Here is a 17809-nt window from a genome sequence, read left to right as displayed (position 1 = left end):
GCCGCCCCTGCGCAGCCTGACGACGAACACCTCATGCCGGAGACCCGGAGGAAATCCCGATGCGCGTGAAATACGTCCTGTCCGAGGTACTGGTCGGACTGTGGCGCAACGTGACCATGACCATCGCGATGATCATCACGATGGCTGTCTCGCTGACCATGCTCGGCGCCAGCGGTCTCATGTACCGCCAGGTCGACGACATGAAGGACCTCTACTACAAGAACATCCAGGTCTCGATCTTCCTCGACCAGGAGGTGACCCCTGAGCAGCGTGAAGCCCTGGAAGGCCAGCTGAAGGGTGACCCGCTGGTCAAGGAGGTCATCTACGTCAACAAGGACGAGGCGTACAAGCGCTTCCAGGAGATGTTCCAGGACGCCCCGGACCTGCTCAGCGCCGTCAAGGCGGACAGCCTGCCCGAGTCGTTCCGGCTTAACCTGAACAACCCCGAGCAGTACAAGAGCATCTACGACCAGTACAAGGACACCGCGGGCGTCGACGAGATCGTCGACCAGAGCCAGCTGCTGGACAAGATCTTCGACATCCTCACCTCGATCCAGAACATCGCCCTGGCCGCCGCGATCGTGATGGCCGTCGCCGCGCTGCTCCTGGTCGCCAACACGATCCAGGTCGCCGCGTACAGCAAGCGGCGTGAGGTCGCGGTCATGAAGCTGGTCGGCGCGTCGAACTGGTTCATCCAGGCGCCGTTCGTGTTGGAGGCCGTGGTCGCGGGCCTGATCGGCTCGCTGCTCGGCCTGGTGGCGCTGATCGCGGCGAAGTACCTCCTCTTCGACGGATCGTTGCAGGCGCTACAGGGCCTGCTCTCCCCGGTGGGCTGGGGCGACATCCTGGTGATGTTCCCGCTGATGGCCGGCGTCGGCGGCCTGGTCAGCGCGGTCACCGCCTGGGTCACCCTCCGCTTCTACCTGCGGGTCTAGCTTCCGTACGGCTCGACGGGCCCTCTCGCGCCAGGAATAAACGGCGCGGGAGGGTCCTTGTCGTTCGGGTAGCATGATCTCCGCCCCGCGGCCGGTCACTCCGGGCGCGGTCACACGGAAAGGGGGTGGCGCCGATGCCACGGGAGAAGGGGCGCAAGGTCGTCGCCTCCAACAAGAAGGCCCGGCACGACTACTCGATCCTCGACACCTACGAGGCGGGTATGGCGCTGACCGGCACCGAGGTCAAGTCGCTGCGGGCCGGGCGCGCGTCGCTGGTCGACGCGTTCGCCCAGGAGCGCAACGGCGAGCTCTACCTGCACGGGATGCACATCCCGGAGTACACGCAGGGCACCTGGACCAACCACGAGCCGAGGCGGACCCGCAAGCTGCTGCTCAAGCGGCTGGAGATCGACCGGCTGATCGGCAAGACCCGCGAGGGCGGCCTGACCATGGTGCCGTTGCAGGTCTACTTCTCCGACGGCTGGGCCAAGGTCGAGATCGCCCTGGCCAAGGGCAAGAAGTCGTACGACAAGCGGCAGGACCTCGCCAAGCGGGACGCGGACCGGGAGATCGCCCGGGCCGCCGGCCGGCGCGGCAAGGGGATGGATGACTGATCTGTCTGCTTTGTCCGGGTCGGCGCGCCGACCCGGGGCTCGGGATGAAACCCGTTGCGGCAGGCGTTAGGCTTGGTGGAGCCGCCACAGGGGCGGCCCGTCGAGGGGGTGACTGGTTTCGACTTCGTACGTTGCGGCAGGGGAAGCGAGCCGAGGAAGCCGACGTCGTCTCGAGAATCGTTCGTCGGAAACCAATAAGCGCCAAGAACAATCGCGCTGACTTCGCTCTCGCCGCCTGAGGCGAGTAGCAAGTCTGTCGGCCTGGGAGCGCCTTCGACCCAGTTAGCCGGCATCAGCTAGAAGGCTGGCCAACCGGACCCGGTCGCGGGGTCCGTGCGGCGAGATCAATCAGCGACTGGGCCCGTCACACCGACTCGCTCGCGTGATCGGAGGGGCCGAGTAGAGGCACAGCGAGCTGCGCTCGGAGAAGCCCTGACAAGGCGGCGAAGGACCCGGGTTCGATTCCCGGCACCTCCACCACCAGTCGATGCGCCCCGGTCCACCGGACCGGGGCGCATCGTCGTCTCCGAGCACGGACGCGGGGACGGGAGGGCCCGGGCGCGGGGACGGGAGGGCCTGGACGCGGGGCCAGTGGGGCGTGAGGGGCTGCTGCGGCTGACGGGGCGGATGAGGTGTTACCGCCTCTGGACAGGGCAAACGCGCCGGGTCCACCATCGCTGTACGGTCAGACGCGACGCGGGAGGTGCCCATGGTCACCGGTCCGATTCAGCAGCCGTCCACCGTCCCCGGGGCGCTCCGGCCGCCCGCCGCCCGCCGGCCCCCCGCCACCCTGCTCGGGGACCTGCACGCGCTCACCCGGGCCCTGGCGGCCCCGCCGGCCGAGCCGCGCTGGCGGGAGCGGGTCCTGTTCCGGCTGGGGCCCGTGCGGCAGGGCTTCGCGGAGCACGTCCGGGTCACCGAGGGGCCCGCCGGACTCTACGCCGAGCTGCTCGGCCAGGCGCCCCGGCTGGAGCGCGGGGTGCGGCTGCTGGCCCGGGAGCACGCCGCCATCGCCGCCGCGCTGGCCGCCCTGCACCGGGCGGCGGAACTGCCGGAGGCGTCGGCCGACGACCTCCTCGGCCGGGCCGGGCACCTGGCGCGCGCCCTCGCCCGGCACCGGCAGCGCGGCGCGGACCTCATCTGGCAGGCGTACGAGACGGATCTCGGCGGGGAGACCTGAGCGCGCGGGAACCGGCGGCGGCGCCCCGGCGTCCAACCGACATGCGCCGTACCGCCGCCCTGCTGGGCCTGCCGCTGTTGATGATCGTCGCCGGGTGCGCCCCGGCCGGCTCCGAGCCGGTCGCTCCCGCCGGCTCCGATTCCCGCCGGGACGCGTTCACCCAACGGGCCACCGAGGTGGCCGAGGCGTGGCGACCGGCCCCGGCGTGGAAGACCGGATACGTGCCGGTGCAGGACCCGACGGTGCTGCTCGGCGATCCGGGCTTCACCGAGGCGACCAGGACGGCCTTCCAGAGCGGCTGGTACCGCGACCAGGTCGACCTGCCCGCCGACCGGCCCGCCGACGGCACCATCCGGTTCCCGGACGGCACGCTCACCGTGCCGCTGATCAGCGCGGCCACCGCCTACGGGCAGCTCGACCAGGGCGACCCGCCGCCGTGCGGGGGCCGGCCGAAGGGCCCTGCCGGGCCGAACGGCCCCGGCCGGCCCGGCCCCGGTGGCCCCACCATCGAGCCCGGCCCCGACGGACCGGTCAGCAGCACCGCGCAGACCGCCTGCGTCCCGCTGACGGTGACCGCCGTGAAGCTGGGCACGGCGCCGGTGCGCACCAGCCGTGGCGAGGCGCAGGTGCCGGCGTGGCTGTTCACCGTGGAGGAACTCTCCGCGCCGGTGGCGCGGGTCGCCGTGGCGCCTTCGGCCGTCACCGCCCTGCCCGAGCCGGCCGCGCCGGCGAGCCCGGCCCCACAGGGCGTGGTCGGCGCCCAGGACCTGCGGTCCGTCGACGGCGCCACGCTGACCTGGCGGCTCGGCGTGGGCAGCTGCGACACCGGGATCACCCCGCTGGTGCAGGAGCGCGACGACGTGGTGGTGGTCGGCGGCGGCGTCACCACCGCCACCGGCGAGTGCATCATGCTGCTGAAGCTCGAGCCGGTCACCGCCACGCTGAAGGCGCCGCTCGGCGACCGGCCGGTGCTCGACGTGCTCACCGGCGCGCCGCTGCGACTCACCACGAGCTGACGCGGCGCCGGCACGCGGCAGACGGGCCGGTGCTGACGGGGTGGCGACTCACGGCCCAGTTCGTCGCTGCCCCGCCGGCGGGTCACAGGAGCCGGGGCACCTCGGTGCTGACCGGCACCGGCAGCACCGTCGGGCCGTCCGCCCGCAAACCGGCGACCAGGGCGTCGCCGAGCTGGTCCGGGTCTGTCACGACGGTGGCCGTGCAGCCGTAGCCACGGGCGATGGCGGTGATGTCCAGCCCCGGCAGGTCCAGCCCGGGCACCCCGGGGGTGTCCTTGAAGTCGGCGAACGACTTCAGGATGGCGTACTGCTGGTTGACCGGCACCACGACGACCAGCGGCAGGCGCAGCCGCGCGGCGGTCCAGAGGGCCTGCACCGAGTAGTGGAACGAGCCGTCCCCGATGACCGCGACCACCGGCCGGCCCCGGCCGGTGTCGCGCTGCGCCAGCGCGATGCCGACGGCCGCCGGCAGGCCGTACCCGAGACCGCCGCTGGCCATGGTGAAGTAGGACCCGGGCCGGGTGCTGCGCAACCGGCGGCGCAGCGCCGGCAGGTTGGACGGCGACTCCTGGACCAGGATCCCGTCGGCGGGCCAGTGCCGGGCCAGCGCCGCGAAGAGCGCGTCCGGTGCCGGCGGCAGCCCGCCCGGCGGCGGTGGCGGGTCGGGGCGCGGCGGCGGCGCCGGCCGGTCGGCCGCCGGCAACAGGTCGACCAGGGCGGCCAGGGCCAGCCCCGCGTCACCGAGCAGGCTGTCGCCCACCGGGGCCCGGGCCGCCTCCTCGGGGTCGTCGGTGACGTGCAGCAGGCGGGCGCCGTCGGGCAGATGTTCGCCCGGCACGTGCGGGTAGTACCGGAACACCGGCGCGCCGACGACCAGCACGGTGTCGCGCCCGTCCAGCGCCTCCGCCAGCGGCCCCGTCGCGAAGGGCAGCACCCCGCGGAAGTGCGGGTGGTCCTCCGGGAACGCGGCCCGCTCCGGCGCGGGGGCCGACCAGACGGGCGCGGCGAGCCGCTCCGCCAGCGCCACCGCGGCCGGCCACCCGCCGGTTCGGTCCACGGCCGCGCCGAGCACCAGCGCGGGCGCGCGACTGCCGGCCAGCACGGCGGCGAACTCCCGCAGCCGCTGCGGGTCGGGCGCGAACCGGGTGGCCACCGTCCGCACCGGCGGGGGCGGGTCGGCGGGCTGCGCCCAGTCGTCGAGGGGCAGGGAGAGGAAGACCGGCCCGGCGGGCGGCTGCACCGCGGTCGCGTACGCCCGCATCAGCGCCGCCGGGACGTCCTGCGCGCGGACCGGCTCGTGGCTCCACTTCACGTACGGCTGGGGCAGCTCGGTGGCCCGCCTGCTGGTCAGCCGGGGCTCGAGCAGCAGCATCTCCCGGGTCTGCTGGCCGGCGGTGACGATCAGCGGGGTCCGGTTGTGCCACGCCGTGACGAGGTTGCCCATGCCGTTGCCCGTGCCGGGCGCGGTGTGCAGGTTGACGTGCGCCGGCCGGCCGGTGGCCTGCGCGTAGCCGTCCGCCATGCCGACCGCCGACGCCTCGTGCAGGGCGAGCACGTAGTGGAAGTCGTCCGGGAAGTCCCGCAGGAACGGTTCCTCGGTGGAGCCCGGGTTGCCGAAGACGGTGGTCAGGCCGAGGGCACGGAGCAGGTCGTACGTGGTGTCGCGGACCGTTGCCATCGCCCCCCAATCTATCGGGGCTCCCCGGGCATCTCGGGCTTTTCGCCGCCTCCCCCCGTTAGGGGAGCGTGATGGGGAGGGTGATGCCGTCCAGCGCCCGCCCGCAGTCGCAGTCCCGTTCGGCGGGCAGCGCGGCGACCGCGTCCAGCAGGAGGCCCCGCAGCCGGTCGGTGTTCTCGCCGAAGACCCGGAACACCTCCTCCTGGGTCACCGCGCCGCCACCCTCCACGCCGGCGTCGTGGTCGGTGACCAGGGCGATCGAGGAGTAGCAGAGGGCCAGCTCGCGGGCGAGGACCGCCTCCGGGTGCCCGGTCATGTTGACCACCGCGCCGCCCATCGAGGCGAACCAGCGCGACTCGGCGCGGGTGGAGAAGCGGGGGCCCTCGACCACCACCACCGTGCCGCCGTCCACCGCCGGGACGTCCCGCCGCGCCGCCGAGGCGAGCAGCGTGCGACGGCCGGCCGGACAGTACGGCTCGGCGAACGAGACGTGCACCGCGCTCTGGTCGTAGTAGGTCTGCGCGCGCCCGCTGGTGCGGTCGATGAGCTGGTCCGGCACCACGAACGTGCCCGGCCCCAGTTCCGGCCGCAGCCCGCCCACCGCGCACGGGGCGAGCACCTGGCGTACGCCGAGGGAGCGCAGCGCCCAGAGGTTGGCCCGGTACGGGATCAGGTGCGGCGGGTGGCGGTGGTCCCGGCCGTGGCGGGGCAGAAAGGCCACCCGCCGGCCGCCCACGTCGGCGATGGTGACGGCGTCGGACGGCGGCCCGTACGGCGTGTCCACCTTGTGCTCGGTCGCGCCGTCGAGCAGCGCGTAGAGCCCAGAGCCCCCGATCACCGCGAGTTCCGCCGTGACGCCCATCGGTCCTCCCTCAGGTCTGTCGATCACCCGACCGTCAGACCTTAACCACCGCCCCGGGGGCAAGCTATGGTGCCAGGCATGGCGTTGACAGCGCGCACGGCACCGGTGCTGCCCCCGGGCGTCCTGGTGCGGTCGGTCTGACGGGGGTCCGGCATGCAGGGAGAGGGGCAGGCGATCGGCGGGCGGGCTACGGGGTCGATGGCCGGGCGGTTGCTGGTCGCGACGCCGGCGCTGAAGGACCCGAACTTCGACCGCACCGTCGTGCTGCTGGTCGCGCACGAGCCCGGCGGCGCCCTCGGCGTGGTGCTCAACCGGGCGACCGAGGTGCCGGTCGCCGACGTGCTGGGCGACTGGAGCGACCTGGCCCGCGATCCGGCGGTGCTCTTCGAGGGCGGGCCCGTGCAGCCCGACTCGGCGATCTGCCTGGCCCGGATGCGCCACCCGGTGCAGCGGCTCAAGGGCTTCCACCCGATCTCCGGCGCGGTCGGCACGCTCGACCTGTCGGTCGACCCGGAGCGGCTGCGGGAGGGCATCAGCGGCATCCGCGTCTTCGCCGGCTACTCCGGCTGGGGCTCGGGCCAGTTGGAGCAGGAGATCGAGGACGGCTCCTGGTTCGTGCTGGACGCGCTTCCCGGCGACGCCTTCGTGGACCGGCCCGACGACCTGTGGCCGATGGTGCTGCGCCGGCAGGGCGGCATGATGGCCGCGGTCGCCCACTTCCCGCCGGACGTGGCGCTCAACTGAGCCACCGGCGGGGTGGGGACCCCGCGAGATGACCATGCGGCGGGGCGTGTGTATAGTTCTCTCGTGCCCGGGCGACCGGGACGAGGCAAGGGGCCGTGGCGCAGCTGGTAGCGCACCACACTGGCAGTGTGGGGGTCAGGGGTTCGAGTCCCCTCGGCTCCACCCTTGCGAAACGCCCTGGTGAGGGAGATCCCCCACCAGGGCGTTTCGGCGTTCCTGCGGCTCTTGGCCCGCCACGTGCCACAACTGTGCCAGTTGGCACCGGCAGGTGCCGGCTGGCCTTGGTGCGGCGTTTCAGGCGGGTGTGACCCGGTGTCCGCCGCTTCGTACCGTGAAGAACGGCGCGGGCGCCATGACGGGTGCGTTCGGGCTCCCGGCCATGCACGTGGCCAGGTTCTCTACCGGTCCTGTCGAACCCAACTGGTCGAGGCTGCGCCCGGAATCGTCGTCACCGCCGTCGAAGACGGTGAAGCCGAGGTGCCTGCCCAGCCAGCTCTGAGTCAGCTCGGGCGAGGTCTTCGTGACGATCGCGGTCAGTGTCGAGGCTCGGCCGCTGGTCATCACGCAGTTCACCTCTCCTTCGGCCCAGAGGGTGAGGTTCAAGGCGGCCACCCGGTGGTGGACGTGGACCGTTCCCTCGGCATCGGCAGGGTGAGGGAACTGACCTGCGGTGGGGGAGACGGCGTGGGCGTCGAAGGTGAAACGGACGTCGTCGTCGGGCGCCTGGGGGTAGAAGACCCGTGCCGACCCGGTCACGCTCGCGATCGACTGCGTCCGGGTGGAGGCCGCCCCCGGAGAAGCGGCCGGGACGGCGGACGCGGTCACCGTCGCCATGCTGAGGGCCGCCAACGTGCGGAAGCCTGCTCTGGTCATGCGTTCTCCTGGTGTGAGCGGATTGTGCTCTCGACTCGCAGCATCACAAGTCTTCTCGGGCCGCCGCCTCCCCCGCACGAGTGATCTGTGACGGCGGCAGAGTTGATCGTGTGATTGGTCATAATCAAAGAACGTCAATGAAAGCGCCGTGCCACCGCTGGTGAAATGGTCGGGGTGGCCGTCGGGCACACATCGATGCCGTTGTGGTGTCTGGTTCGGACATACATCGTTGCGTGCCGGAATTGCCATTCTGTCCCGGCAACCAGATCGCTCGGTGAAGGGGGAGAACGGGTGTTCCGAATGATGCGGAGAATGGCGGTCGCGGTGACGGCGGCGGCGGCCCTGGTCGGGGTGGTGGGCGCCCCGGCGCAGGCGGCGGTCAACCCGTACACGCCGGAGGCGGTGTGCGGCGTCGGCTACACGCGGATCGACCAGGACCCGATCCGCAAGGACACCGGCGAGCTGCTGGGCACGGTCCACCTGCTGCGCAACAACCTGACCGGCTACGCGTGCGTGGTGACGATCAAGTCGGCGTACGCCGGGGTGGCGACCCGCACCGGGGTCTACGCCGACACGGACTACGCGTCGCCGGTTCAGGACGAGGGGCTGAAGTTCTACTACGCCGGGCCGGCCAAGACGTACGTGGGCCTGGGCGGCTGCGTTCTCTGGGGCGGCTCGATGGCCGACTCGTCCGGCACCGTCTGGTACCACGCTCGGGCCAACCCGGCCATCGGTGGAATCGTCACCTGCGGGGACGTCTCGCACCCGCAGTAGATGAACTGCTGAGTGCGTGGACGGGCCGGTGGTGCGATTCCACCGGCCCGTCCGGCAATCACGTCGACGCCATTTCCAGACTTCCCGGGAACCGGTGCGGCTCAGCCGAGGCGGCGCTCGATCTCGGCCAGTTCCTCGGCGGTGAAGTCGAGTTTGTCCAGCGCGGCGATGTTCGCCTCCAACTGGGGCACGCTGCTCGCCCCGATGATCAGGCTCGTCATCCGCGGATCGCGCAGCGCCCAGGCGAGCGCGAGCTGCGCCAGGGACTGGCCGCGCCGCTCGGCGATCGCGCCGAGCGCCCGGATGGTGGCCATCTTCTCCTCGCCGAGGTCGCTCTCGCTGAGGAAGACGCTGGTGCGCACCCGGGAGTCCGCGGGGATCCCACCGAGGTAGCGGTCGGTGAGCAGGCCCTGGGCGAGCGGGCTGTAGGCGATGCAGCCCGCGCCGACCCGCTCCAGCGTGTCGAGCAGGCCGTCGTCTTCCGTCCAGCGGTTGAGCATGGAGTAGGACGGCTGGTTGATCAGCAGCGGCGTGCCCAGCTCGCGCAGGATCGTGGCGGCCCGCTCGGTCTGCTCCGAGTCGTAGTTGGAGATGCCGACGTAGAGCGCCCTGCCGGAGCGGACGACGGCGTCGAGCGCGCCCATCGTCTCCTCCAGCGGGGTGTCCGGGTCGAAACGGTGCGAGTAGAAGATGTCGACGTAGTCCAGCCCGAGGCGGCGCAGCGACTGGTCCAACGAGGAGACCAGGTACTTGCGGGAACCCCATTCGCCGTACGGGCCCGGCCACATCAGGTAGCCGGCCTTGCTGGAGATCACCAACTCGTCCCGGTACGCCCTGAGGTCGGTGGCGAGCATCCGGCCGAAGTTCTCCTCGGCGGCGCCCGGCGGCGGGCCGTAGTTGTTGGCCAGGTCGAAGTGGGTCACGCCGAGGTCGAAGGCGCGGCGGACGATGTCCCGCTGCCGCTCGTAGGGCCGGTCCGGGCCGAAGTTGTGCCACAGCCCGAGCGAGATCGCGGGCAGCCGCAGCCCGCTGCGCCCGCTACGCCGGTAGGCCATCGTCTCGTAACGGTCGTCCGCTGCCAGGTACGTCACGCCCCGACCCTAGCCTCCCGCCCGATCCGACGCGGAGGTCAGAGGTCGAAGCGGAGGCGGGGCAGGGTGCGGCCGGTGGAGGGGGAGACGCAGGTGCCGGCGGGTACCGCGCCGACGTGCCGGTAGAAGGCCTCGGCGCCCGGGTCCGCCTCGATCCACAGCGTACGGGCGCCAGCGGCGCGGGAGGCGGCCGCGGCGTGGTCGAACAGCACCCGGCCGGCGCCGGTGCCGATCGCCGGCGGGTCCACGAAGAGCATGTCCAGTTCCAGTTCGGGCGGCGCGCCGGCGAGCACCACCAGGCCCACCACCCGGCCGTCCCGCTCGGCCACCGCCACGTGTCGGGCAGTCACGTCCGCCGGCGTCAGCGTCAGCTCCGTACGGCAGCGGGCCAGGAACTCCGTGTCGTATCCCCAGTGGCCCTTGGAGCGCAGCGCCAGCTCGGTCAGCTCGGTCGCCTCGTCGGGCCGGGCGGGCCGGATGAGGAATCGCACCCGCCCATTGTGCCGGAGGTGCGGCGAGCGGCACCGGGCCGGCACCGGGGCGCTGCCGCTCCTTGCGCGAGCCCGAACGGGCGTACCGTCCCTCTTGTCCGGGTAAGTTCGGTGACATGCGCCTCGTCCAGCTCGACACCCCGAAACCCCTGTCCACGATCGGCCTCGGCACCTGGCAGTTCGGGTCCCGGGCGATGCCCCGCCTGCTCCGGGCCCGAACCGGAAAGTGAGCCCGATGGACGACATCACCGCGCTGATCCTCGACGACCACGCCGCCTTCCGGCGGGGCTTCGCCCGCCTCGACGACGCCCGCGACGAGCACGAGCTGCTGGCGATCTGGGACGCGCTCGCCCTGCACCTCGACATCCACGCCGAGGCGGAGGAGGCGATCCTCTACCCGCACCTGGTGCGCCACGGCGACGACGGCGAGGCCGAAACCGTCGACGCCATCGGCGACCACAACAAGATCCGCGACGCGGTGGCCGAGTCCAAGCTGCACCCGGTGGGCTCCGACCAGTGGTGGGCGGCGGTGCGTACCGCCCGCCGGGAGAACAGCGAGCACCTCGCCGAGGAGGAGGACGAGGCGCTGCCCGACTTCCGCCGGCACGCGAGCGACGAACTGCGCGCCGAGCTGGGCCGCCGCTGGCTGACCTTCTACGGCGAGCACAGGAACGGTCGAGACCTGCCCTTCACCGACAAGGACCCGCAGCGCTACGTCGACGAGCACCGCTGACGCGCCCCTCGTCCGACCGGCGGCCGGGCCACCGATCTCCCCGACGTGGGGGAGTCGGCGCGGGGCGGCCCCGGGACAGAATGGGCGGGTGAAGCCCCGCACCGCCCTCGCCCCGCTGGTGGCCGGCAGCACCTGGCGGCGCGGAGTGTTCCTGCTGCTCGGCGGGGTGCTCGTGCTGCCGTACGTGCTGCTGGCGGTGGTGTTCGCGCAGATGCTGACGCAGCCCGACGTGCCCCGGCCGCTGGTGCTGGGGCTGCTCGTCGTCGCGGCGACCATCGCGGCGGTCCCGGTCTTCCTCGACGGCCCCCGGGCGCTGGAGATCGCGGCCGCGCGGGCCCTGCTCGGCGTCGACCTGCCCGACCCGGCGCCCGGGCACGCCGCCGACCGCGAGACCCGACTGCGTTCGGCGCTCTGGATCGGGCTGCACCTCGTCAGCGGCGGGCTGGTGGTGGCCGCCCTGTTCAGCGCGGTGCCGATGGCGCTGGCCTTCATCGGCCAGCAGTTCGGCCTCGACATCGGGATGACCGGCGGAGAGCGGTTCGGGCCGTTCGACGGGCGGGACACCGGCTGGCTGACCCTCACGGGCATCGTGGTGCTGGTGGCGCTCGGCTACGCCGTCGCCGGGCTGGGCGCGCTGGCCGTGTCGATGGCCCCGGTGCTGCTCGGCCCGGCCCAGGCGGAACGGATCGCGGCCCTGGAGGCCCGGGCCGCCCGACTCGCCGAACGCAACCGGCTGGCCCGGGAGCTGCACGACTCGGTGGGGCACGCGCTGACCGTCGCCACCCTCCAGGCGGGGGCGGCCCGCGAACTGCTCGACCGGGACCCGGAGTTCGCCCGGCGCGCGCTGACCGCGATCGAGGAGGCCGGGCGCACCGCCATGGACGACCTGGACCACGTGCTCGGGCTGCTGCGCGAGCCCGCGGGCGGGCGGGCCGCGCCCGCCCCGCAGCGTACGCTCGCCGACCTGGACCGGCTGGTGGCCGACACCCGCGCCGCCGGCCTGCCCGTCGACGCGCGGTGCGCCGGCGACCTCGCCGACCTGCCCGCGGCCGTCTCCCGGGAGGGCTACCGGATAGTCCAGGAAGGGTTGACCAACGCCGCCCGGTACGGTCGGGGGCCGGTCACGCTGCGCCTGGGCGTGCACGCCGACGCGCTGGAGCTGGAGCTGGACAACGCGGTGGGCCGCCGGCGCCGTGCCGACCCGGGCCGGGGCGGCCGGGGCCTGGACGGGATGCGGGAGCGGGTGCTGCTGCTCGGCGGCCGGCTGACCGTCGGGCCCGACGGCGACCGCTGGCGGATCCGGGTACGGCTGCCATTCGAGGGGACCTGATGACCGACACCGCGACGACCACCACCGGCGTGCTGATCGTCGACGACGACGAGCTGATCCGGGTGGGGCTGCGGGCCATCCTCGACGCCCAGCCCGACCTGCGGGTGCTCGGCGAGGCCACCGACGGCGCGGAGGTGCCGCCGCTGGTCGCCCGGCTGCGCCCCCAGGTGGTGCTGATGGACGTGCGGATGCCCGGCATCGACGGCATCCAGGCCACCCGGCGGCTGCTCGCCACCTCCGCCGACCCGCCCCGGGTGCTGGTGGTGACCACGTTCGCCAACGACGAGTACGTCTACGACGCGCTCCGCGCCGGAGCCAGCGGGTTCCTGCTCAAGCGGGCCCGGCCGGCGGAGGTGGTGGAGGCGGTCCGGGTGGTCGCGCGCGGCGAGTCCCTGCTGTTCCCCGCCGCCATCCGCCGCCTCGCCGGGGCGTACGGGGGGCGGGGCGCCGACCGGCTGGAGGCCGCCCGGCTCACCGACCGGGAGGCCGAGGTGCTGCGGCTGATGACCACCGGCCTGTCCAACCCCGAGATCGCCGCGCACCTCGTGGTGGGCGTGGAGACGGTGAAGACCCATGTCGGCAACGTGCTGGCCAAGCTCGGCGTGCGCGACCGCACCCAGGCGGTGATCGCGGCGTACGAGTCGGGGTTCGTCACCCCGTCGGGCTGAACGGCCCTTCCGGGTCAAGCAGGTGGTTCCCTCCGCAGGGGGAGTGGGTTCACCGCCGCACGGGAGGGAACGCGGGGCCCGCCGGCCGAGGCTGAAGGCATGACGACGACCCTTCCGCACACCCGCCGGCCGGCCGTGCACCGGTCAGCACGGCTCGCCCCGCTCGCCGCCGCCTGGCTCGGCCTGTGGGGCGTGCTCGCCCTCGTCTCCACCGCCACCGGCGCCGGCTACCCGTTCGGCGCGAACGACCCCGGCGGGGACCTGAACCTGCTGCGGCTGGTCCCGACCGCCGTCGGGCCGCCGCTGTTCGCCGCGCTGCTGCTCAGCGCCGCCGTCGCCGCGCTCGCCATGGCCGGCCCGCAGCGTCCGGGCCGGCCGCTGCGCGCGCTGCTGTCGGCGTACGCCTGGACGGTCGCGTTCCTGCTGGCCGTCGTCGTGCCGGACGTGGGAGTGCTGACCATCCTCGGGTACGCCCCGATCCTGGTCATCGGCGCGCCGTTCGGCTGGCCGCCGGTGGACTACGCCGACGTCTTCACCTGGGCGCTGTTCGCCCGGTTCGCGGCCGTCGTCGGCGGGGTGCTGCTCGCCGGGGCCGTGCTGGGCTGGCAGCGGCGCACCGCCGGCGCCTGCCCGAGGTGCGGACGCGACGGCACCGACCACGGCTGGACCTCGCCCGCCTCGGCCACCCGCTGGGGGCGCTGGGCGGCCTGGGTCGCGGCCACCATCCCGGCCCTGTACGCCGCCACCCGGCTCGCCTGGGCGGCCGGCATCCCGCTCGGCATCGAGCAGTCGTTCCTCGACGAGATGCGGGCGAGCGGGCTGGTGTGGGCGGGCGCTGGGCTGGGCGGGTTCGCGCTGGTGGGCGCGGTTCTCACGCTGGGCCTCGTGCAGCGCTGGGGCGAGCGGTTCCCGCGCTGGATGGTCGGCCTGGCCGGGCGGCCGGTCCCGGTAGGGCTCGCCGTGGTCCCGGCCACCCTCGTCGCGGTGGCGGTCACCGCGGCGACGCTCGGGCTGCTCGCCAGCCCCGCCTTCTGGGACTTCGGCGAGGTCAGCCTGGCCACCGCGCCGATGCTGCTGTGGCCGTTCTGGGGCGTCGCCCTCGGCGCGGCCACGTACGCGTACCACCTGCGCCGCCGGGGCGCCTGCGGGGACTGCGGCCGAGGCTGAGCCGTACCGACGGCGGGGGCGCCCGGTCGACGGACCGGGCGTGCCCGATTTCGTGAGCTAGCGTGGGTTGGGTGACTGCGCCTTCCCCGGTTACCCCGGTCCCACCGGCCGACCTACCCGGCACGCTCGGCGCGCTGCGGGCGGCCGGCCACGCGTACCGCACGGTCAAGCAGGAACTCCGCGACAACCTTCTGGCCCGGATGCGCTCCGGCGCCGACCGCTTCCCCGGCATCGTCGGCTACGACGACACGGTGCTGCCCGAGGTCGAGCGGGCGCTGCTCGCCGGGCACGACATGGTGCTGCTCGGCGAACGGGGCCAGGGCAAGACCCGGCTCATCCGCTCGCTGGCAGGGCTGCTCGACGAGTGGACCCCGGTGATCGCCGGCTCGGTGCTCAACGAGCACCCGCTGCACCCGCTCACCCCGGCCTCCCGGGCGCTGGTCGCCGAGGCCGGGGACGACCTGCCGGTCGCCTGGCTGCACCGCTCGATGCGCTACGGCGAGAAGCTGGCCACCCCGGACACCAGCGTCGGCGACCTGATCGGCGACGTCGACCCGATCCGGGTCGCCCAGGGGCGCACCCTCGGCGACCCGGAGACCATCCACTTCGGTCTCGTACCGCGCACCAACCGGGGCATCTTCGCGGTCAACGAGCTGCCCGACCTGGCCGAGCGGATCCAGGTCGCGCTGCTCAACGTGCTGGAGGAGCGGGACATCCAGGTCCGCGGCTACCAGCTGCGGCTGCCGCTGGACCTGTTCCTGGTGGCCAGCGCCAACCCGGAGGACTACACCAACCGGGGCCGGATCATCACCCCGCTGAAGGACCGCTTCGGCGCGGAGGTCCGCACCCACTATCCGGCCGACCTCGACCTGGAGCTGGCTCTGATCCGGCAGGAGGCCGACCCGGTCGCCGAGGTGCCTGAGCACGTGCTGGAGGTCCTCGCGCGGTTCGCCCGCGCGGTACGCGAGTCGCCGTCGGTGGACCCGCGCTCCGGCGTCTCCGCCCGGTTCGCGATCGCCGCCACCGAGACGGTCGCCGCCGCCGCGCTGCGCCGCGCCGGCCTTCTCGCCGCCGGTGCCGACGGGGGGCGCCCCGAGGCGCCGGTGGCCCGGGTGGGCGACGCGGTGTCGGTGACGTCGACACTGCGCGGGAAGGTGGAGTTCGAGAGCGGCGAGGAGGGGCGGGAGGTCGAGATCCTCGGCCATCTGCTGCGGACCGCGACGGCCGAGACGTTCCGGGCCCGGCTGGCGGGGCTGGACCTGTCCGGCTTCACCGCCCTGGTCGACGAGGACGCCGTGATCGAGACCGGTGAGCTGGTCAGCTCGGCGGAGCTGCTGCGCCAGGTGGGCACCGTCCCCGGGCTCGCCAAGGCGCTGGACCGGCTCGGCCTGGGCGACGCGCCCACCCCCGAGCAGGCCGCCGCCGGCGTCGAGTTCGTCCTGGAGGGGCTGCACCTGACCCGCCGGCTCGGCAAGGACGTCACGGACTCCGGCCGGACCCGCTACGGCGGCCGGGCCTGAGCATGGCCGGCAACCGGTTCCGGTACGGGCAGTGGCGCGGCGGCCCCGACCCGCTCGCGCCCCCGTACGACGTGCGGGGCGCGGTGGACGCCGTCGGCGCGGAGGTGCTGGCCGGCGGCAGTCTCCGGGAGGCGTTGCGCGACCTGCTGCGCCGGGGCCCGCACGGACGCGGCGGCCTGGACGACCTGGCCGCGCGGGCGAGGCGGCTGCGCCGGGAGGCGCTGCGGCGGGGCGACCTGGACGGGGCGGTCACCCGGGCCCGGGCCCTGCTCGACCAGGCGCTCGCCGCCGAGCGGGACGAGCTGCGCGGGCGCGACGGCGACGCCGCGCGGTTCGCCGAGGCGGTGCTGGACAACCTGCCCCGCTCGACCGCCCGGGCGGTGGCGGAGCTGGCGGGCTACGGGTGGGCCAGCGACGAGGCGCGCCGGACGTACCAGCGGATCCTGGACGGGCTCCGCGACGACGTGCTGGGCCAGCGCTTCGCCGGGCTGCGGGACGCGGTGCGGGCCTCGGCGGACCCGGCCGCCCAGCGGCGGCTGGCCGAGATGATGCGCGACCTGAACGACCTGCTGGCCCGGCACGCCCGGTCCGAGGACACCACCGACGCGTTCGCCGAGTTCATGCGCCGGCACGGCGAGTTCTTCCCCGAGCAGCCGGCCGACGTCGACGAGCTGGTCGACGTGCTGGCCCGCCGGTCGGCCGCCGGGGAGCGGCTGCTGCGCTCGCTGTCCGACCGGCAGCGGGAGGAGCTGGCGGGCCTGATGCGGCAGTCGCTCGGCGACCGGCTCGCCGGGGAGTTGGCCGCGTTGGACGCCAACCTCCGTGCGCTCCGGCCCGACCTGCACGGGGGCCGTGGCGAGCGGGTGCGCGGCGACCGGCCGCTCGGCTACGGCGAGGCCGCCGGCGCGCTCGGCGAGATCGCCGAACTGGACGGGCTGCTCGACCAGCTCGACCAGGAGCACCCGGGTGCCACCCTGGACGACGTCGACGTCGACGCGGTGGCCCGGACGCTGGGCCGGGACGCCGCCGACGACGTACGCCGGCTGCGGGAGCTGGAGCGGGAACTGCGCCGGCAGGGATGGGTGAGCCGGGACGCCGACGGGTTGACCCTGAGCCCGAAGGCGCTGCGCCGGCTCGGCGGCACCGCGCTGCGGCGGGTCTTCGCCGACCTGACGGCCGGGCCGCGCGGCCAGCACGACCTGCGTTCGGCGGGCGCCGCCGGCGAGGTCAGCGGGGGCTCCCGCCCGTGGGAGTACGGCGACGAGCAGCCCCTGGACGTGGTGCGGACGCTGACCCGGGCCGTCCGTCGCGCCGGGACGGGCGTGCCGGTGCAGCTGGCCGTCGAGGACTTCGAGGTGGTGGAGACCGAGCGGCGGGCGTCGGCGGCGGTGGCGCTCTGCGTCGACCTGTCCTACTCGATGATCTCGCAGGGCCGGTGGGGCCCGATGAAGCAGACCGCGCTGGCGCTGGCGCACCTGATGGCCACCCGGTTCCCGCAGGACGCGCTGCAGATCGTCGGGTTCGGCCGGGAGGCGCTGCCACTGACCCAGCAGGAGTTGGCCGCCGTCGAGCCGGACATGCAGCAGGGCACGAACCTCCAGCACGCGCTGCGGCTGGCCGGCCGGCACCTGCGCCGGCATCCGGGCGCCGAGCCCGTGGTGCTGGTGGTGACCGACGGGGAGCCGACCGCCCACCTGGACCCGGACGGCGGGGAGGCGCTGTTCCATTGGCCGCCGCTGCCGGAGACGATCGAGGCGACCGTCCGTGAGGTGGACCGGTTGACCCGCTACGGCGCCACGCTCAACCTGTTCATGCTCGGCGACGACCCCGGCCTGCGCCGCTTCGTCGACGCCGTCGCCCGCCGTTCGAAGGGCCGCATGTTCACCCCCGATCTCGAGGATCTCGGCGAGTACGTCGTCTCCGACTACCTCCGCGCCCGCCAGCCCCGTCGCCGCTGACCCCGCTGACCCTGCTGGTTGCTGGCCGATTGGTCCGCTGGCCGGGAGGCGCAGCGAAGTCGGACCGCTGGCCTGATTCTGTCCTACGGCTCAGGCTGCGCGGGCTCGACCACCAGTGTTCCTCCGGCCCCGGCCCTCGCCTCGGCCCCCGTCCGGGTGAACCATGTGCGGGAAC

At 73.9% G+C, this 17809-nt stretch carries 17 protein-coding genes, 1 tRNA gene and 1 other RNA gene; 14 read left to right on the top strand and 5 right to left on the bottom strand.

What is annotated here, in order from left to right:
* The first annotated feature begins 59 nt into the window (after nucleotides 1–59).
* The 5 genes from ftsX to ACZ6O2_RS02575 all read left to right on the top strand — a co-directional run bounded on the left by ftsX (nucleotide 60) and on the right by ACZ6O2_RS02575 (nucleotide 3745).
* Complete coding sequence (ftsX, locus tag ACZ6O2_RS02595) at nucleotides 60–935, top strand: permease-like cell division protein FtsX (protein ID WP_466021767.1); 876 nt, start codon at nucleotides 60–62, stop codon at nucleotides 933–935.
* A 134-nt stretch (nucleotides 936–1069) separates the two neighbouring features.
* Nucleotides 1070–1549, top strand: coding sequence for an SsrA-binding protein SmpB (gene smpB, locus ACZ6O2_RS02590; protein ID WP_357455108.1), 480 nt, complete (start codon nucleotides 1070–1072; stop codon nucleotides 1547–1549).
* Nucleotides 1550–1653: 104 nt separating this feature from the next.
* Nucleotides 1654–2029: a transfer-messenger RNA gene (gene ssrA / locus ACZ6O2_RS02585) on the top strand.
* A gap of 229 nt (nucleotides 2030–2258) precedes the next feature.
* Nucleotides 2259–2729 carry a hypothetical protein gene (locus tag ACZ6O2_RS02580; protein ID WP_466021766.1) on the top strand — a complete coding sequence of 157 codons (471 nt, stop codon included), beginning with the start codon at nucleotides 2259–2261 and terminating at the stop codon, nucleotides 2727–2729.
* Nucleotides 2730–2770: 41 nt separating this feature from the next.
* A complete protein-coding gene (locus ACZ6O2_RS02575) occupies nucleotides 2771–3745 on the top strand; it encodes a hypothetical protein (protein WP_466021765.1) in 975 nt (324 codons plus the stop codon).
* Between the two features lie 82 nt (nucleotides 3746–3827).
* On the opposite strand, the gene mdlC is transcribed toward ACZ6O2_RS02575, so the two are convergent.
* Entirely contained in the window at nucleotides 3828–5423 is a 1596-nt protein-coding gene (gene mdlC, locus ACZ6O2_RS02570; protein ID WP_466021764.1) for a benzoylformate decarboxylase, read from the bottom strand.
* Nucleotides 5424–5481: 58 nt separating this feature from the next.
* Nucleotides 5482–6285 (bottom strand): S-methyl-5'-thioadenosine phosphorylase, encoded by an 804-nt coding sequence (locus ACZ6O2_RS02565; RefSeq protein WP_466021763.1) that lies wholly within the window; start codon nucleotides 6283–6285, stop codon nucleotides 5482–5484.
* 153 nt (nucleotides 6286–6438) lie between these two features.
* Here ACZ6O2_RS02565 and ACZ6O2_RS02560 point away from each other — a divergent pair, with 153 nt between their 5' ends.
* Together ACZ6O2_RS02560 and ACZ6O2_RS02555 are read left to right on the top strand one after the other, a co-directional pair.
* Nucleotides 6439–7029 carry a YqgE/AlgH family protein gene (locus tag ACZ6O2_RS02560; RefSeq protein WP_466021762.1) on the top strand — a complete coding sequence of 197 codons (591 nt, stop codon included), beginning with the start codon at nucleotides 6439–6441 and terminating at the stop codon, nucleotides 7027–7029.
* 89 nt (nucleotides 7030–7118) lie between these two features.
* Nucleotides 7119–7191: transfer RNA gene (locus tag ACZ6O2_RS02555), tRNA-Ala, on the top strand.
* Nucleotides 7192–7323: 132 nt separating this feature from the next.
* Here ACZ6O2_RS02555 and ACZ6O2_RS02550 read toward each other — a convergent pair.
* The gene (locus ACZ6O2_RS02550; protein WP_466021761.1) at nucleotides 7324–7902 is read right to left on the bottom strand and encodes a hypothetical protein; all 579 of its coding nucleotides are present in this window, start codon (nucleotides 7900–7902) and stop codon (nucleotides 7324–7326) included.
* A 312-nt stretch (nucleotides 7903–8214) separates the two neighbouring features.
* On the opposite strand from ACZ6O2_RS02550, the gene ACZ6O2_RS02545 reads away from it, so the two are divergent.
* Nucleotides 8215–8676, top strand: coding sequence for a hypothetical protein (locus ACZ6O2_RS02545; RefSeq protein ID WP_350703132.1), 462 nt, complete (start codon nucleotides 8215–8217; stop codon nucleotides 8674–8676).
* Between the two features lie 101 nt (nucleotides 8677–8777).
* Here ACZ6O2_RS02545 and mgrA read toward each other — a convergent pair whose 3' ends face one another.
* Both mgrA and ACZ6O2_RS02535 read right to left on the bottom strand, forming a co-directional pair.
* Nucleotides 8778–9767 carry an L-glyceraldehyde 3-phosphate reductase gene (gene mgrA, locus ACZ6O2_RS02540; protein ID WP_466021760.1) on the bottom strand — a complete coding sequence of 330 codons (990 nt, stop codon included), beginning with the start codon at nucleotides 9765–9767 and terminating at the stop codon, nucleotides 8778–8780.
* A 38-nt stretch (nucleotides 9768–9805) separates the two neighbouring features.
* Complete coding sequence (locus tag ACZ6O2_RS02535) at nucleotides 9806–10258, bottom strand: GNAT family N-acetyltransferase (protein ID WP_466021759.1); 453 nt, start codon at nucleotides 10256–10258, stop codon at nucleotides 9806–9808.
* Nucleotides 10259–10493: 235 nt separating this feature from the next.
* Here ACZ6O2_RS02535 and ACZ6O2_RS02530 point away from each other — a divergent pair, with 235 nt between their 5' ends.
* The 6 genes from ACZ6O2_RS02530 to ACZ6O2_RS02505 all read left to right on the top strand — a co-directional run bounded on the left by ACZ6O2_RS02530 (nucleotide 10494) and on the right by ACZ6O2_RS02505 (nucleotide 17634).
* Nucleotides 10494–10991 carry a hemerythrin domain-containing protein gene (locus ACZ6O2_RS02530; RefSeq protein ID WP_357455080.1) on the top strand — a complete coding sequence of 166 codons (498 nt, stop codon included), beginning with the start codon at nucleotides 10494–10496 and terminating at the stop codon, nucleotides 10989–10991.
* Nucleotides 10992–11079: 88 nt separating this feature from the next.
* Nucleotides 11080–12321, top strand: coding sequence for a sensor histidine kinase (locus ACZ6O2_RS02525; RefSeq protein ID WP_350703125.1), 1242 nt, complete (start codon nucleotides 11080–11082; stop codon nucleotides 12319–12321).
* Nucleotides 12321–12989: a response regulator transcription factor gene (locus ACZ6O2_RS02520; RefSeq protein WP_350703124.1), complete on the top strand. Its 669-nt coding sequence runs from the start codon at nucleotides 12321–12323 to the stop codon at nucleotides 12987–12989. The genes ACZ6O2_RS02525 and ACZ6O2_RS02520 overlap by 1 nt, the downstream gene beginning before the upstream one ends.
* Before the next feature lie 99 nt (nucleotides 12990–13088).
* Nucleotides 13089–14156, top strand: a complete 1068-nt coding sequence (locus ACZ6O2_RS02515) for a hypothetical protein (RefSeq protein ID WP_466021758.1) — start codon at nucleotides 13089–13091, stop codon at nucleotides 14154–14156.
* A gap of 62 nt (nucleotides 14157–14218) precedes the next feature.
* On the top strand, nucleotides 14219–15676 hold the full coding sequence (locus tag ACZ6O2_RS02510) for a magnesium chelatase (RefSeq protein ID WP_466021757.1): 1458 nt from the start codon (nucleotides 14219–14221) through the stop codon (nucleotides 15674–15676).
* Nucleotides 15677–15678: 2 nt separating this feature from the next.
* Nucleotides 15679–17634: a VWA domain-containing protein gene (locus ACZ6O2_RS02505; RefSeq protein WP_466021756.1), complete on the top strand. Its 1956-nt coding sequence runs from the start codon at nucleotides 15679–15681 to the stop codon at nucleotides 17632–17634.
* Nucleotides 17635–17809 lie beyond the last annotated feature (175 nt).

The organism is Micromonospora sp. NPDC048040, from assembly GCF_055587185.1.
Note: the sequence above shows the minus strand (reverse complement) of the source record. Positions and strands in the feature narration are given on the sequence as shown.